The 16,500-nt window shown below is 71.8% G+C and carries 11 protein-coding genes; 7 read left to right on the forward strand and 4 right to left on the reverse strand.

From position 1 onward, the window contains the following. The first annotated feature begins 2 nt into the window (after positions 1-2). The 6 genes from ACIBG8_RS33650 to ACIBG8_RS33675 all read left to right on the forward strand — a co-directional run bounded on the left by ACIBG8_RS33650 (position 3) and on the right by ACIBG8_RS33675 (position 6,241). Complete coding sequence (locus ACIBG8_RS33650) at positions 3-1,283, forward strand: MFS transporter (protein ID WP_397347097.1); 1,281 nt, start codon at positions 3-5, stop codon at positions 1,281-1,283. 36 nt (positions 1,284-1,319) lie between these two features. Further along, complete coding sequence (locus ACIBG8_RS33655; protein WP_397347098.1) at positions 1,320-2,054, forward strand: GntR family transcriptional regulator; 735 nt, start codon at positions 1,320-1,322, stop codon at positions 2,052-2,054. A gap of 674 nt (positions 2,055-2,728) precedes the next feature. Continuing rightward, entirely contained in the window at positions 2,729-3,241 is a 513-nt protein-coding gene (locus tag ACIBG8_RS33660; protein WP_397347099.1) for a hypothetical protein, read from the forward strand. Continuing rightward, the gene (locus ACIBG8_RS33665) at positions 3,238-3,798 is read left to right on the forward strand and encodes a thiamine pyrophosphate-dependent enzyme (RefSeq protein WP_397347100.1); all 561 of its coding nucleotides are present in this window, start codon (positions 3,238-3,240) and stop codon (positions 3,796-3,798) included. The genes ACIBG8_RS33660 and ACIBG8_RS33665 overlap by 4 nt, the downstream gene beginning before the upstream one ends. Further along, positions 3,795-5,126 carry an aldehyde dehydrogenase family protein gene (locus ACIBG8_RS33670; protein WP_397347101.1) on the forward strand — a complete coding sequence of 444 codons (1,332 nt, stop codon included), beginning with the start codon at positions 3,795-3,797 and terminating at the stop codon, positions 5,124-5,126. The genes ACIBG8_RS33665 and ACIBG8_RS33670 overlap by 4 nt, the downstream gene beginning before the upstream one ends. Next, on the forward strand, positions 5,123-6,241 hold the full coding sequence (locus ACIBG8_RS33675; RefSeq protein ID WP_397347102.1) for a mandelate racemase/muconate lactonizing enzyme family protein: 1,119 nt from the start codon (positions 5,123-5,125) through the stop codon (positions 6,239-6,241). Before ACIBG8_RS33670 ends, ACIBG8_RS33675 begins: the two co-directional genes overlap by 4 nt. Here ACIBG8_RS33675 and ACIBG8_RS33680 read toward each other — a convergent pair. Then, positions 6,218-7,516: a threonine/serine exporter ThrE family protein gene (locus tag ACIBG8_RS33680; protein WP_397347103.1), complete on the reverse strand. Its 1,299-nt coding sequence runs from the start codon at positions 7,514-7,516 to the stop codon at positions 6,218-6,220. The two genes, ACIBG8_RS33675 and ACIBG8_RS33680, sit on opposite strands and share 24 nt — an antisense overlap. A gap of 259 nt (positions 7,517-7,775) precedes the next feature. Next, the gene (locus tag ACIBG8_RS33685) at positions 7,776-8,510 is read right to left on the reverse strand and encodes a peptidylprolyl isomerase (protein ID WP_397347105.1); all 735 of its coding nucleotides are present in this window, start codon (positions 8,508-8,510) and stop codon (positions 7,776-7,778) included. A 127-nt stretch (positions 8,511-8,637) separates the two neighbouring features. Between ACIBG8_RS33685 and ACIBG8_RS33690 the strand changes: the two genes are divergently transcribed. Continuing rightward, complete coding sequence (locus ACIBG8_RS33690; RefSeq protein ID WP_397347106.1) at positions 8,638-11,637, forward strand: hypothetical protein; 3,000 nt, start codon at positions 8,638-8,640, stop codon at positions 11,635-11,637. Here ACIBG8_RS33690 and ACIBG8_RS33695 read toward each other — a convergent pair. Then, positions 11,634-14,624 carry a chromosome partitioning protein ParA gene (locus ACIBG8_RS33695; RefSeq protein ID WP_397347107.1) on the reverse strand — a complete coding sequence of 997 codons (2,991 nt, stop codon included), beginning with the start codon at positions 14,622-14,624 and terminating at the stop codon, positions 11,634-11,636. The two genes, ACIBG8_RS33690 and ACIBG8_RS33695, sit on opposite strands and share 4 nt — an antisense overlap. Next, positions 14,621-16,192, reverse strand: coding sequence for a hypothetical protein (locus tag ACIBG8_RS33700; protein ID WP_397347108.1), 1,572 nt, complete (start codon positions 16,190-16,192; stop codon positions 14,621-14,623). Before ACIBG8_RS33700 ends, ACIBG8_RS33695 begins: the two co-directional genes overlap by 4 nt. Between the last annotated feature and the right edge of the window lie 308 nt (positions 16,193-16,500).

A 16,500-nucleotide genomic window follows, 5' to 3' on the forward strand; every position in this document is an offset into this window, starting at 1 on the left:
TCGTGACATTACGCAAGGTCACCAGAAGGATCGTGCCGCTGCTGATGCTCGGCTACGTCGTCAGCTACATCGACCGCATCAACATCAGCTTCGCCAAGTTCGGCATGGAGGACACCTTCGGGATCACCGCCACGCAGTACGGCTTCGCCGCCGGGATCTTCTTCGTCGGCTACGTCCTGGCCGAGGTGCCGAGCAACATCGCCCTGCTCAAGGTGGGCGCCAGGATCTGGCTGACCAGGATCATGGTCACCTGGGGGATCGTCGCCGCGCTCACCGCGTTCGTCCCCAACGTCGAGTCCCTCTACATCATGAGGTTCCTGCTCGGTACGGCGGAGGCCGGGTTCTTTCCCGGCATCATCCTCTACCTGACCCGCTGGTACCCGAACAAGGCGCGCACCAAGGTCGTGGCCACGGTCATGATGGCGATCCCGCTGGCCAGCGTCATCGGCGGCCCGCTCAACGGGTGGATCCTGTCGGCGTTCGACGGCGTGGCCGGGATCGAGGGCTGGCGCTGGGTCTTCATCCTCGGCGGCGTGCCCGCGATCGTGCTCGGCGCCGTCTACTTCGCCTTCCTCGCCGACGGCCCGGCCAAGGCTGCCTGGCTCAGCGCCGAGGAGAAGGAGTGGCTGGCGACGACGCTGGCGGCAGAGGAGCAGGAGCGCAGTGCGGCCGGCGCGCCATCCGGGCACCGCGCCGTCTTCCGCGACCGGCGGGTGCTCGGGCTGACGCTCGTCTACTTCCTGCTGCTGTGCGGGGCGTATCCGCTCACCTACTGGATGCCGACGGTGATCAAGCACGTGGGCGGGGGGTTGTCGAGCACGCAGATCGGGTGGCTGTCCGCGGTTCCGTTCCTGGCGGCGGCGGTCTGCATGTACGTCTGCGGCAGGCTGGTGCGGAACGAACGCTCCGCCGTACCCGTGCTGGTGGCGCTGGGGGTGTCGGTCGTGACCTTCACCGTGACGGCGCTGACGCTCGGGACGCCGGCTGTGGCCTTCGCCGCGATCACGGTCGCCACGATGGCGGCGCAGACGGCCAAGCCGCTGTTCTGGTCGCTGCCGACCGGCCTGCTCGCGGGGGCCGGGGCGGCGAGCGGGATCGCGCTGATCAACTCGATGGGGAACGCGGCGGGGTTCGTGAGCCCGTTCGCGGTCGGGTGGATCCAGGACGCTTCGGGCGGCAACGACGGGTTGTCGATGGCGGTGATGATCCTGGCCAACGCGCTGGCCATGGTGGTGATCGGCGCCCTGTGGCGGAACCGGGCACCGGCGGCCGTCCCGTCCTGACGACGTTATGCTGGGGCCTGCCGTAGAGGGGGTCCCTTGACATCGTCACCGCCACCGCCACCGTCGCTGTCGCCGTCGCCTCAGGAGCATCCTGAGAACAAGTCCGAGCAGATCGCGACGGACATCCGCGACGCGATCAGGTCGGGCGAGCTCCAGCGTGGCGGTCTCTACTCGGCGAGGGAGCTGGGCGACCGGTTCGGGGCTTCCAGGACACCCGTGCGCGAGGCGCTGCTCAAGCTGGCCGACCTGGGGTTGGTGCGGATCGAGCGCAATCGGGGGGCGCGGGTCCTGGGCACGGACGGGCGCGGCGTGGTCGAGCTGTGCAGCCTGCGGGTCCTTCTTGAACCGAGGGCGGCACACGCGGCCGCCGCGGTGTGGACGGGGCGCGACGACGAGGTGCTGGCCGCCGAGTTCAAGATCATGGAGACTCGGGCGGATGGCGGGCCGGAGTACTTCGCCGCCGACGAACGCCTGCACGAGCACATCCTGCGCGCCAGCGGGAACGAGCGGCTGGCTCGCATTGTCTCTGAGCTGCGTCAGACGCTGACGTTGGACGGATGGCACAGCGTGCCCGACCACCAGCCGGTCGAGGTGGCGTTGCGTGACCATTGGGCGATCGTCGAGGCTTTGCGCCTCAGGGACGGGGTCCGTGCCGAGCAGGCGATGCGGGAGCATTTGATCCGCTCGGGCGACCTGCTGGTGGCGCATTCCAGCGGCGACAACCGAGCGTTGATGGCCGAATGGCGCCGCTGGGCCGACCTCGTCTCCTGAACCACCCCCACCCCACACTCGAACCACCCCAACCCCCAAACCCGCGACCCCCAAACCCCCCACCCCAACCCCGCGGCCCCCCGGCCCCCGGCCCCTCGTCCCCCAAACCCCCGGCCCGGCCCTCGGCCCCTGCCCTCGGCCCCTGCCCTCGGCCCCTGCCCTCGGCCCCCGGCCCCCGGCCCTCGGCCCCCGGCCCCCGGCCCCCGGCCCCCGGCCCTCCGGCCCGGCCCCCCGGCCACACCCCAGTCCCCCCGGCCACACCCCAGTCCCTCGTCCCTGGCCCCTCGTCCCTGGCCCCTCGTCCCTGGCCCCTCGTCCCTGGCCCCTCGTCCCGGTGCCCGGCCCTCCGGCCCGGTCCCAACCTCCAACCTCCAACCTCCAACCCCGGCCCCGGCCCCTGCCCCCAACCCCGATCCCCGGCCCCCACCTGCCCCCTGGCCAGCCCCCCGCGCTCTGCACCCGCTGGCCCCGCAGACTCCCCCCGGCCGGACCCCTTCCCGCCCCGCCTCCGCTGGCCCCGCGCCCTCGCCAGACCCCACCCCCGTAGGTCCCCCTGTGAGACCCCCCTCGAAAGACCCCAACCCCCGCAGGGCGGAAGACCCAAGGACACCTCCTCGGTCCTCTCTCCAATCTGGAGTTGCATGCAACTCGGAGCCGGTAGTACGTTACCTCGCATGACACACGCCACCGCCGTGGCCCAAGGCATCTGGTCCTCGGGCGCGGACTTAGTCGGATACGTCCCCTCGGTCAGCGTCGCCCCCGTCATCACCGCCCTCGGCTCACCCGAGCGCGTCTTCCCCCTCTCCCGCGAAGAGGAAGCAATGGGCGTCCTCGGCGCCCTCCCCCTGACCGGCCGCTTCGGCGCCGTGGTCATGCAGGACAACGGATTCGGCAACGCCCTCACCGCCCTGACCACGTTCAACGCCGCCTACCACCTCCCGCTGCTGATCGTGGCCAACACCAGAGGCGGCCTCGGCGAGTACAACTCCATGATCCACACCTTCTGCCAGCACGTGCCCGCGCTGCTCGACCACCTGGGCCTGCGCGTCTTCACCCTCGACCGCCGCACCACCCCGGCCGACTGGCAGGCCGTCGTGACCGAAGCAGGCGCCCACGCCAGGATGACCTTCCGCCCCGTGGTCGTCCTCGCCAGCTTCTGGGCCACCAACCCCGAGGCAGCCGCATGAGGCGCATCGAGGCCCTCCGCGTGCTCGCGGAACACACCGCCGACGTGCCGCTCGTGGTGACCTGCGCCGCCACCAGCCGTGAGCTCGCCGCCGTCGCCGACCGCCCCAACCACCTCTACCTGCTCGACTCCATGGGCCTGGCCGGATCCGTAGCCACGGGTGTCGCGCTCGGCCTGCCGGGCACGCGCGTGGTCGCCGTGGAGGGCGACGGTTCCCTGTTCATGAACCCCAACGTGCTACCCACCGGCGGTTTCCTGCGCCCGGCCAACCTGGCGATGGTCCTGCTCGACAACGGCGTGTACGGCTCGACCGGCAACCTGCCCACCTACGCGGCCCAGGTAGACCTCGGCGCGCTGGCGGAGGCCTCCGGCTGGTCGGTACGGCGAGCCGCCACACCGGCCGAGCTCGGCCTGGAACTGGCCCGGATGCTGACGACGGACGGCCCAGCCTTCCTGCACGCCCGCATCGAACCCGGCAACGCCGCTGACGTGCCGAAGCTGCTCGAAGACCCGGTCATCCTCGGCCGCCGCTTCCACGACTGGCTGGCGTCACAATGATCGGCCCCGTCACCATCAACCCCGCCGACGGCACCCACCTGGCCGCCCACCCCTACACCACCCCCGACGAACTCTCCGCCGCCCTCGACCTCGCCGTACGGGGGCGTATGGAGGGCTCTCGGGAGGTGGGGTTGCGGGAGTTGGCCGTGCGGTTGCGTATGGGGCGGGAGCGCTACGCCACGCTGATCACCACCGAGATGGGCAAGCCGATCGCCCAGGCGCGGGCGGAGATCGACAAGTGCGCCCTGACCTGTGAGTACTATGCGGGGCTCGCGTTGACCGTGCCGCAACCCGCTGAGATCGGGCACGTCAGGGTGCTGCCGCTCGGGGTGGTTCTTGCGGTCATGCCGTGGAACTATCCGTTCTGGCAGGTCATCAGGTCGATGGTCCCCGCCCTCGCCATCGGCAACACCGCAGTGCTCAAGCATGCCGACAACGTCACCGGCTGCGCGCTCGCCGTACAAGACCTGTTCGACGAGGCGTTCGGTCCAGGCGTGCTCACCACGGTCGTGCTCCCCGCCGAGCGGATCGGCCCGCTCATCGACGACCCGCGCATCGCCGCCGTCGCGTTCACCGGCAGCAACCGCGTCGGCGCCATCGTCGCCGCGCGAGCCGGGGGAGTGGTCAAGAAATGTGTCCTGGAGCTGGGCGGGTCCGACCCGTTCATCGTGCTCGACGATGCCGACGTCGAGGCAGCGGCCGCCGCAGCGGTGCGGTCGCGGTTCCTCAACGCCGGGCAGAGCTGCATCGCCGCCAAGCGCATCACCGTCCACGAAGCCGTCCATGAGGAGTTCGTGGAGGCTCTGAAAGACGAGGCAGGCAGGCTTGCCGTCGGTGATCCGTTCGATGAGACGACGGACGTCGGGCCGATGGCGCGCGCCGATCTGCGTGACGAGCTGCGGCGCCAGCTCGACGCGACCCTGTCGGCCGGCGGCCGGCTGCTCTTCGGCGGCGACCGCGACGACCGGCCAGGCGCGTGGTTCCCGCCGACGCTGGTCGAGGTCGACGGTACGGACAACCCGGCCTTCACCGAGGAGACCTTCGGCCCTCTCGGAGCCGTGCTCGCCGTCGGCTCCGTCGCGGAAGCCGTACACGTCGCCAACAAGACGATCTACGGGCTCAGCGCCTCGGTGTGGACCGCCGACGTCGAGCGGGCGCAGGCGCTGGGTGTGCAGGCCGGGTCGCTGTTCGTCAACCGCATCTCCGAGTCCGACCCGCGCCTGCCCGTCGGCGGCGTCAAGGCCAGCGGCCACGGCCGCGAGCTGGGCATCCACGGCGCGCTCGAGTTCGCCAATCTCCAGTCCGTACGCACAGGGGGCACCGCATGATCGCCAGCATCACGTCCAGGGCCGTGGCCGTCCCGGTCGACCAGCCGACCAGGATGTCCAACCGGGTGCTCGCCGACCGCCACTACGTGCTGGTCGAGGTCGTGGACTCCGACGGCGCCGCCGGGATCGGCTACACCTACGCGGGTACGGCGGGCGGCGCGCTGACCTGCGCCGCCGTCGAGCTGCTCGCGCCCGTCTACCTCGGCGCGCCAGCGGACGACGTCCACGGGCTCTGGGAGCGCGCCTACCAGGAGACGCTGCTGTCCGGCAGGCGCGGCGCGGTCATCAGGGCGCTGTCGGCGATCGACATCGCCCTCTGGGACCTCAAGGCGAAACGCGCCGGGCAGCCGCTCGCCGTCCTCCTCGGCGGGTCGACGGAGCCGAGGCCCGCCTACGCCTCGGGCGGCTACTACCAGCCGGACCAGGGCGAATGGGCCGACGCGGTCCGGCGGGAGATCGCCTTCAACCGGGCGCAGGGGTTCACCGACCACAAGATCAAGGTCGGCGGGCTGTCCGTGGCCGAGGACGCGCGGCGCGTGGCCGCCGCGGTCGAGGCGATCGACGGGACGGGACGGCTGGCGCTGGACGCCAACAACGCCTACGGGTCGGTCGCCGAGGCGCGGGCGGCCATCGAGGCTTTCGAGCGGGTGTCCGAGGGGTTGTGGTGGTTCGAGGAGCCGCTGTCGCCCGACGCGATCGCCGGCCACGCCGAGCTTGCCGTACAGATCAGGACTCCGGTCGCGACCGGGGAGATCCACCAGACCAGGTGGGAGTTCAGGCAGATCGTCGAGGCGCGGGCCGCGGCGATCCTGCAGGCCGACGCGGGCGTCGCGGGCGGGGTGTCCGAATGGCTGCGGATCGCGCACCTGGCGGACGCCTTCGGGCTGCGCATGGCGCCGCACTGGCACCACAACCTGCACGTCCACCTGCCGGGGACCTTCGTGGTGGAGTTCTTCGCGAGGGAGAAGGGGATCTACAACTTCGAGCAGCTGCTCACCGAGGACACCCGGCAGCGCTTCGCGGATGGACGTCTGGAGGTGCCGGACAGGCCGGGCCTGGGGATCGCCTTCGACGAGGACGTCGTCGCCAAGCTAGTAACCGCGGGTGCGCCGTGACGCCGGGCGGATCCGGCGCGCCAGATCGCGCCCCCTGAACGCGCGCAGCACCTCGGCCCCCAGGATCACCCCCGCGCCGATGCCCAGCGCGATCGACAGCGCCTCGACCATGTGCAGGGTGCCGTTCGACAGCTCGCCGATGCTGATCTCCAGCATCCCGCGGTACAACACGCTGCCGGGCAGCAGCGGACCGATCGCCGGGATGACGAACACCATCGACGGCACCCGCACCCACCTGGCCGCGGCGGTGCCGAGCAGGCCCACCACCGCCGCCGAGATCGTCGTGGCCATCAGTGGCGGGAACCCGTGGAACCCGGCCAGATACACGAAGGTCACCCAGATCACCCCGCCGCCCAGCGCGCCGCCCAGCAGGTGGCGCGGCGGCACCAGCAGCGCCACCGCGAACGTCAGGCTCACCCCCACCGCGCCCACGAGCTGCGGCGCGGCCAGCGTCAGCGGCGCGGTGGGCACGTTGTCGACGGTCAACGGCACGCCCAGCCGTACGGCAAGCGCCAGGATCGTGCCCACGCCGGAGATCACCGACGCGACGATGAACACCACCTCGGTCAGCCGCGCCGTCGCCGTCACGTACTCGCCCGCGATGCCGTCCTGCACGCACGCCACCAGCGGACGGCCGGGCAGCAGCGCGATCACCGCGCCCACCACCACGGCAGACGCCTGCACCGGCACCTCGCGCCAGATCAGCAGCACCGCGACCAGCGTGCCGAACCCGGCGGCCACCGCGAACTGGAAGAACTCCGCCACCCCGCGCCTGGCCAGCCACACCGACGCCCGGTCGCCGAGCACCGTCGCGACGAACGCGGCCGCGGCCACGGTCGGGCCGCCGCCGATCAGTACGGCCGCGCTGGCCGCGATGAGGGCGAGGGCACTGACCACGGCCCAGCTCGGATACACCGACACCCGCCTGGTGATCTCCCGCAGGCGCTCCTGGACCTCGGCGAGCTCCAGCTGGTCCCTGGTGATCTCGCCGACCAGGGTGTGGACCGCGATCAGCCGGTCGTAGTCGGGCTGGCGCCTGCGCACCCGCCGTTCCGCCGTCGCGGCGGCCCTGCCGTCGTCGGGGACGTGCGACAGGGTGATCGCCGAGAGGTTGACGTCGGCCTCCACGTGCCGCAGGCCGTACGCCTGGGTGATCCTGCGCATGGCGCCCGCGACGTTCTCGGTCGCCTCGCCGCTGCCCAGCAGCAGCTCACCGACGCGGAGCGCCAGAGCCATGGCCCGATGCCCGTCGGCGTCGGAGGAGGTGTAGGTCATCAGATTTCGCACGATAACCCGCGCGAGCCACGCACTCGTGACACGACTCGTCCACGCTGCCGTTCCTTTGCCCCAACCCCACCCCCCGGCGCGCCCACCCCTGCGCCGCGCCTTTTCTGGTCCGGGCACTCCTATGCCCCGCCCTCCCTTGAAAGGCCTGTACCACCGCAAAGGGGACCGTCCTTTGGGACGGTCCCCTTGAAAGGCTCCAACTCTTCCCTCACGAAGAGAGAAGGCCCTTGGGCGTTCTTCGCAGGTGCTACCGGCAGACGCGGGCGTCCTCGATGTTGGCAGGGAGGACCGGCTTGCCGTCGACCGGCGGGGTCGGGCCGTCGGGCTCCGGCTGGATGCCTCCGGCCGCGATCTTGTCGAGCACCGCCAGGCCAGCCGCGTCCACCGTGCCGAAGATCGTGTAGTCAGGCCGCAGCCCCGAGTCCCCGTACACCAGGAAGAACTGGCTGCCGTTGGTGTTCGGCCCAGCGTTCGCCATCGCCAGCACGCCGCGCGCGTACGTCTTGCGCAGCCCGGTCGTGTCGCCCGGCCACGGCGGCAGGTCGGTGGGCAGCTCGTCCTTGTACTTGTACCCCGGCCCGCCCTCGCCGGTGAAGCTCGGGTCGCCGCACTGCAGCACCTTGAGCCGGTCGTAGGCGGTCATCCGGTGGCACGAGGTCACGTCGTAGAACTTGTGCCTGATCAGGTGCACGAAGCTCTGCACCGTACACGGCGCCTTGTCCGGGTCGAGGGTGAGGCCGATGTCGCCGTGGTTGGTCTTGAGTACGGCGGAGACCGGGCGCGTCGGCGTCCTGCGCGGGTCCGGCGGCAGCGGCACCTTGCGCACCGCGGGGTCGTCGGGCGTCGAGGTGTACTGGCACGGCCCGTGCGTCGTGCGCGGCGGCCGGTCGGCCGAGGCGGAAGCGGGCATGGTCGTCAACGCCATGAGCGACGCGGCGGATGCGGTGGTGACCGCGAGCCTTACCAGCGCTGTGCTCGACATGATGTCCTCCGAGGGGGTGATCGACAGGCTCCCTGTGGTCTAGTCGATCTCACCAACCCAGTCAAGACCTGTCAGACGGTAACGAACGGCGAGATTTCCCCAATATCCCTGAGTGACCTTGGGGAAAGTGGTGCGACGGGTGATGTGCTTCGTCGCGGGTGTCGTGGCCCTGCTCGCGCTGTCCGGGGGCCTCCTCGTGGCCGTCTCTGCTTTCGGGGCCGCACTGCCCCAGCAGAACCGCACCGCGAACAGTTGCGATCCCCCGCTGAAGTCCTACTGCCTGTGGCTCGATCCGTTTTCGTCGCAACCCGTCTTCGGGAGAAAAGCCGACGTCAGCATTGTCGAGAACGAGCAAGGGCTCTTCCAGGCGACGGCGAAACTGGTGCTCCTCGCCTCGGACCCGGTGGTGGCGAAGGTCAGATCCGGCGCGGCGATCAAGGATCCCGGCACGTTCGTCAGCAACGTGGTCGGCTACGTCTCGGTGTCCAGGTCCGCGATGCTCTGGACGCCACCAGCCCTCGAATCGTCCGGCACCACGGGGTCCGTCACCATCACCACCAGCGGTGCCGAGAACGGCACGGCGAGAGGCCCGAGAAACGTGCAGCTCGTCCTCCTGGGGCCCGGCACGGTCGAGTTGAAGACCCGTTCGCTCATCGTCGCCGGGCTCACCGGGTCCGACCTGCCCGTCACGAGCCAGACGGCCACCTCGGTGAAGGCGACCAGCGCCGGCGGCGGCCGGATCGAGGTCGACCTGGAGCCGGCCGATCCGTCCGCCGTCACCGCCGCACCCGAGCGGTGGGTGCCGTACTACCTGGACAGCCTCTGGGTGCCGTTGCTCGGAGCCTTCAGCTGGACGGTCGTGTTCCTCGCCGGGAGGTTCGGCCGCCTCGGCAGGCTGGGCGCCGACCCCTCGTGGCAGCGGGCCCAGTGGGCGATCGGCGCCGTGCTCCTCGCCCACCTGCTCCTGGGCGCCGCCTCTGCGGCGCTGCCGTTCGACCTGCTGTTCTCCTTCGCGCCGATCAGTGAGGCGATCAGCGAGGCCGGCCTGTGGCGGCCGATGGGGTACGCCCAGGGATACGGCGCCCTCGTGCTGCTCGTATCCATCGTGGTGTGCGGCGCGTTGCCCTGGTCGACCCGTGCCCCCTCCCACCCCGTACGGCGGTCGCTCCTGGTGGTCGTCTGCCTGGGGGCGACGCTGGGGGGGATGGAGTTCCTGCTCACGCACGCGGTGGCGCCCGGCGGCGCCGGGGCGTGGCGGCCCGCGGCGCTGGGGGTCGTGCTGATGGCGCTGGCGGTGTTCGTCCTGCTCGGCTTCCTGATCACCTGGGTGCTCGGGGCTTTGCGCCGAGCACTCCTTCCCAGATCCGGCTCGCCGCGGTGGGGTCAGGCCGTCGCCGGTGTTCTGGCACTGGCCGGAGGGCTGGCCGGGGTCGTGGCCCTCGTGGCAGACGGCTGGTCGGGCAACCCCGCCGAGCTCGCCGGCAGCTGGCCCGCCCTGGTCGTCATCCTGGTGGTTCTGGGCTTCTGTCCCGTCATGGTCGCGACACCGCTGCGGGAGCTTCGCGACTGGCCTTTGTCGCGATGGTCCCCGTGGGAGAGCATCGCCTGTCTTGCCGGTACGGCGGCGCTCGCGCTGCGGACCATGCTCGCCGAGCCCGGCGCAGCGCCCGCGGAACTTCGCGGCACGGTCCTGGGGGCGCTGGTGGTTCTCCTGATCTACGCGGCCGTCGTGCTCAGCCGCCGGTGGCGTGGCCGCGGCTACCGGATCGTGCAGCTGGCGGCGCTGCTGCCCGTCCTGCCCGTCCTGGTCGCACTGGTCGGCGAGGACGCGCGGCTGGGGGCGGGGCTGAACTGGCTCGTCCTCCTGGTGACCGGGGCGCTGGCAGGGCTGGCCGTGACCAGGCTCGCGCACACCGCGATCACCGGCACGAGTCTGGGCGGGCGGGCATGCGCGCTGCTGGCCGTACCGGCTGTTCTGGTCGCGGTCCCCTGGGGACGGCTGAGTGTGGACGAGGTGTCGTTCTGGGGTGCCTACACCTACCTCGTTCGGGTGGACTGGCTGCTCGGCCTCGTGCTGGTCGCCGTCGCCGTCCGGGCGTTGCGGAACCTGGGGTCGGCGCCGCTCGACGCCGCCGCGCTGCGCGACCACCGCGTCCTCGGGCTGCTCGCCTGGTTCCTCGCCCTGTCCGACGGCTACATGCTGGTCGGGGCGCCGCTCCCGCTCGTGCTCGGCACGTCGGCGCTCGGCGCGTGGGTGCTGATGCCCGCCGACCAGGTCCACCGCGCCGCGCACATCCTCGCCCAGCTGCCCGCCGTGCGGAACCGGGCGGTCACCTGGGCGCTGCGCGCGGGGGCCGCCCGCCGCGTCCTGCCGTCGCTCAGCAAGTCCGTCAGGGACCGGACCGCATCCACCGACCTGGCCTTCGACGACGGGCAGCGCATGATCGAGCAACTGGAGGCGCAGGCCGTCGACGTGCCCGCAAGGATCAAGGGGGCCGTCACGGTGAGCACATACCAGCGGGCTTTCGGCGCCCTTGACAGCCAGGTGCCGTGGCGGCGGGCCGTGTGGGGTCTCGCCACCGGCACCGTGATCGGGCTGCCTTGGGTCGTACTCGGACTGGTCGGCGCCGACCGGCTGGCCCTGAGCGACGATCCGTATCCGGTCCTGGTCGCGATCACGTCGATCGCGCCGCTGGTCCTGACGTGGTCCGCTTACGGCCTGCTGTTCGGGTACTTCTACCCGCTCCTGCGCGGCGCGAGCGGGCTGGCCAAGAGCCGGTGGCTGTTCTTCGCCGCGATCCTGCCCGGGCTGGTCGGCGCGATCGTGAACGGCACCGGGGGCGACTGGCGCGGCCTGCTGCTGAACGCCGCCCAGCTGTTCGCCTTCACCATGACGCTCGGCATGCTCGCCGACCGCCGCGTCCTCGCCGCACATGGGCACCGCACGGCGCGGCTGGTCGACGTGCACAACCTGTGGTCGCTGTCCGCTTGGGCGTCCTCGGTCACGGTCGCGGTGGCGACCGGCGTGGTCACCATCCTGCTCGCCGGGCTGCAGCCGTTCGTGATGGGGATCATCCACCCGGCCACGGCCCCGACCCCGCCCGCCGCCGTCGAGGGCCCGCGTTAGGCGGGCCGTTCGACGTAGGCGGACAGGGCGCGGACGCGGTCGGCGTGCTCGTCGTGGCCGACGATCACCGGCGGTTCGTTGTACGGCATGGCGTCGCTGGACCGGCGCAGCTTGATGTACTGCCCGCAGGCGTCGATCGCGTACGGTTCCATGTCGTCCTGCAGCGCCCCGATCACCGTGATCCCGTACGTCTCGCCGATCCGGCGGAACAGCGCCACCGCCTCCCGCCGGTGCTCCTTGCCCAGGTTGCGGCCCAGCTCGTCGAGCACCAGGCACAGATGCCCGCCGCCCGACGACGCGATCGCCGCCGCGCACACCAGCTTGACCGCCTTCTCGTCCATGAGCGCGGTGTTGGCCCGCCGGTTGTACGGCACGAACCCCTGCCCCTCGCCGCGCCGCCACTTCGGCGTCACCCGCCACTGCCACCGCTGCTCGGGATCGGCCGGCGCGGGCGGCACGGGGAACTCCAGCGTCGCGCCGTAACCGCCGTAGGAGGTGTCCAGCTTCTCGAACTCCTCCGCCACCCTGGTCAGCCGCGCCTTGATCGCCGCGCTCAGCGCCGCCCGGTGCACGGCCGTCGACTGCGCCGCCTCCTCAGCGCCCTTCGTCGCGGCCACCAGGTCGCGCTGCCTGCTGGTGATCTGCGCCTCGATCTGCCGCCGCTGGTGCTTCTCGTAGTCCTCCTGCCCGCGCAGGTAGGAGGCCAGCGCCCCGCACACCGCGGCGAACGTGGCCTGCTCCCTGCTCGTCCGGCCAGCCCGCTCGCCCATGAGGAACCGCAGCTCCTCGGGGACCTCGTCCTCCTCGCCCGGGAACGTGTCGCGGAACGCCTGGTCGAAGTGGCGCTCGGCGATGCGCCACCACTCCTCGGCCGACCTCGGCCGCTCCTCCTCCGGCAGCGCCTGGATCCACTCCCTGGCGCCGTCGACCGAGCCGCCCCAGTCTCTGACCAGCTCGTCCAGCTTGAGCGCCAGCCGTTCCGCCGTGGTCCTGGCCGCCTGCTCCCGCGCCGCGCCGCGTTCTGACTCGTGCCGGTGGCGGCGGCCCTCCATGCGCTCGGTCTCCATGTCGCGGGTGCGGGCGCGGAAGTCGAGCGCGCCGACCTGCTGCTCGTACTCGGCGACCGTCGGCGTGAGCTCGGCGAGCGCCTCGGTCAGCTCGGTGAGCCTGGCCCGCCGTACCGCGAGCTTCTCCTCGATGTCGCCCAGTTGCACGCCCGCCCTGGCCCCTTCGAGCCGTCGTTGTGCCTGGGTGAGAGTTTCCTCCGCCTGCCGTACGGCTTGCGCCGCCTCCTCCTGCGTGTCCTTGGCGCGGTTGAGGCGGTGCTCGGCCGCCTTGATGCGCGCCTCGCGCCCGGTCGCGATGCCGTCGAACGCGCCGACCACGCTCACGCCCGCCGCGCTCACCAGCACCGAACCCGGCAGGTCGGCCAGAGCCAGCGCGGCCTCGTCCAGGTGCGCGGCGTCGACGATCACGGCGTGTTCGGTGGGCCACCCGCGCAGCCCGTCCAGCACCAGCGTGTGGTCGCGGGCCTGCTCGGCCACGTCGAGGGCGTCGAGCAGGCCCGTCGCCGCCAGACCCGCGCCGGTCAGCGCGTTGAGCTGGGCCGCGGCCGGACCGCCCTCGGCGTCGTCCAGCGCGGCCTGCGCCGACGACGCCTCGCGGTCGGCCACGCCCATCGCCTTGAGCGCCTCGTTCAGTCCGAACCTGGCCTGCTTGAGCTCGCCCTCCGCCGTCGGCACGTCACGCCCGTCGGCGAACCTGCGCCGCTCCTCCAACGCCGGGATCTGCCCGCGCAGCTCGTCGGCCGAGTTCTCCGCCACCGCCCGGTCCGCGTCCAGCTTGGCCGCCTTCGCCTGCAGCGCGGCCAGCTCCCTGCGCGCGTCGGCGACCTGGCGGTCGAGGGTGTCGTCCTTGAGGGTGGCGATCTCCGCCTTCACCTGGGCGATCGCCTCGGCCGCCCGCTCCTCGGCCGCCTGGTGTTTCTCCAGCTCCTGCGCCAGCAGCTCGTCGCGATCCGCGGCGTCGGCCACCTTGCGCGACTGCCTGCCGCGCCAGCAGCGCAACGCGTCGGCCAGCCGTACCCTCGCCTGGTCGCGCCGGTCGAAGGTGGCCAGCAACGCCTTCGACTCCGCCTCGAACTCCGCCAGCCGGTCGCCCGCCTGCAACGCGCGCACCCGCCTGGCGTGCTCGTCGCGCCTCGCCTCGCGCTCCTGCTCCAGCTCGGCGTCGAGGCCGGTCAGCGCGGCGATCGCCTCGAAGACGCGCTCGGGGGTGATCTCGTTGAGCGGCTGGGAGAGCAGGTTGGTGGCCACCTTGCTGCGCACCGAGGTGGACAGGAAGGAGACGCAGCGGATCCGGTCACCGTACAGAACCTTGGTCAGGTCGCGGGCCACCACGTCACGCCGCCCCGCCGACCTGGGCAGGGACGCCCAGATCTCGTCGGCGCGGGCCACCCGCTCCGCCTCGGAGGCGGCCGAGGACAGGTGCACGCCCGCGCGCCAGCGGATCTCGAGGTGGGGGGCCTCCTGGTTGACGCGCAGCCACACGGTCACCGAGTCGGCGTTCGGCTCGTCGAACAGCGCGTCCTCTTCCTGCTGTACGGCTTGCGCGTTTTCTGCCAGGAGGTCGGCGGGGCCGAAGACGCCGACGATGTAGCCGTGGTCGGCGCTCGCCCACTGCCTGGCGCCCGCTCCGCTGGCCAGCTCGGCGTTGAACAGCAGCTCGGACACCGCCTTCGCGCCAGAGGCGAACCGCCACTGCTCGTCACCCAGCAGCGCCGTGATGGAGGCGATGAACGAGGATTTGCCCGCGCCGTTGGAGTCCTTCGGCCCCGCGCCCGCCACCACGATCAGCGTGCCGGGCACCGTGGGCACGGGATGCGTCGACAACCGCGAGATGTTGACCGCCTGTACCGCGATCAGCACCCGATCCCCGACGATGTTCTCCATCTGCGACCCCTTCGACAGTTCTTGCTTCTGCGTCACCCTGCTGACCTCCGCGCCCGTACGGCTGTCGCCAGCGGCGAGTGCGGTCCTGCGGCGAGGATGAGCTCCTCCTGCAGGCGCCTCCTGGCGGTGGGGGTGAGGCGGTGGAACTGCGGGCCAGGCACGTACCCGCCCGCTTCCTCGCCCGCCTTCACCTGCGACAGCAGCCCCGCGTGGCGCAGGGCGCGCAGGGCGGCGTCCAGCTCGCCGATGGGGAGCTGGGTGTGTCTGCGGAGCTCTTCCACGGGCGCAGGGTGGGGGGAGAGCCAGGTGTCCTCGGGCAGGACGCCTTCGGCGCGGGGGATGGCTACGGAGTGGACGAGCACCAGCGTGAGCACGGCCCGCTCTGCTACGCCGAGGGCTGATCCCGTCTGTTCCGCGACGGTGTCGTCGTAGCCGGAGGTCCAGCGTTCGCGGTGCTGGATGAGGGTGCGGCCGCGGCGGGCCAGCATTTCGGACAGCGTGTGGCGGAGGGCGGGGTCTCTCAGGGCTACGAGTCTGGCTTCTGGGACGGGTTCCGCTGCGTGCTCGACGGCCATGAACGCGGCCACAAGCTCGGCGCGACGACGCTCGTCGTAGGGATCGAGGAGGTCGTCGAAGTCGGCGGACTCTCCGCCTTCAACCCGCCCGCCGACACTCGACAGGACAGCCGCTTTCTTCACTCCACTCGCCGCCGCGGCCCCGTCGCTACTTGCCGTTGTGGCCCCGTCGTCATCGGCCGCGTGGTCGGAAGCGCCATCCATCGAGTCATCGGACGCCTCGGGACCGTCCAGGCCTTGATCGGACGCGGCGGTCTCTGCGGAGAGGAGAGAAGTGGGCGCGGTGGGTGTGCCCTCCGCGGCGTGGGTGGTTGCGGGCGCACTACTGATGGGCGCGGTCGCAGGTGGCGCAGCGGGGGCGTCTGGATCTTCGGTGGAGGCGGGGACGTCGGTGGAGATGGGGGCGTCGGTGGTGGCGGGGATGTCGGTGGAGGCGGGTGACATGGCGGGAACGTCGGGGACTTCGGTGGTGGCGGGGGTGTCTGGGGAGTCCTTGGGGGAGGTGATGGCGGCGATGATGGCGGTGTCGTCGACGACGGTGAGGGTGGTGCGGGGGGCGTCCGGGATGCGGCGGACCAGCTCCTGGAGCTGTGCGTGCGCCTCCGTGGGCCAGGTGGCGCAGCGGGGGCCGAGGCGGACGACGCCGTCGGACATGATGATCCACGCCGAGTCGTGCAGGCGGCGGAGGGCGCCGATGGCCCAGTTGCGCATCACGTCGTCCGTACGGCCGATCAGGGCGCGGTAGGTGTCGAGGATCAGCTCGGCGGGCGCCGGTTCGCCTGGCCATGGGTCGATGGAGAGGTCGGGCCAGCAGCACTTGAGGCACGCGGCCAGGACCCGTCTGGTCTCGCCTGAGCGTTCTACGGAGATGGGTGGGAGCTGGTATTCCTCCAGGAGCGCTGGCGTGACACCGTCCGGCCAGACGGACAGGGCGACGCCGGTCGTGTCGGCGTTCGTCAGGCGGACCATTCCCGGTGGGGCGGGCTCTCCGGACGCCAGCCGTACGGGGCCTGCGCTGCGGGCCTGCACGTGGGAGAGAGGGGTACGGCGAAGCCGCCCCCGCCCGCGCCGAGTACCTCCAGCCGCATCGCCGGTGGGCGGCCCGGACGGGCTGTCCACGGCGGAAGGCCTCGGGGGAAGAGCGCTGCTGGGTGCCTCCGCAGTGGCGAAGGAAGGCTCGACCGTGGGCGCAGGGGACGAAGGGGCGCGCATGGGCGAGGAGGCCGGGTCAGGCACAGGCGAGGAGGCTTCTGCGGAGGCAGGGGTGGCCGCGGGCGTGGAGGGCGCCGCGGAGGCGGGGGCGGATGGTGGCGACCCCACAGAATCAGCGGTCGGCG

This window comes from Nonomuraea sp. NPDC050556, assembly GCF_044457355.1.
Taxonomy (GTDB): Bacteria; Actinomycetota; Actinomycetes; order Streptosporangiales; family Streptosporangiaceae; genus Nonomuraea.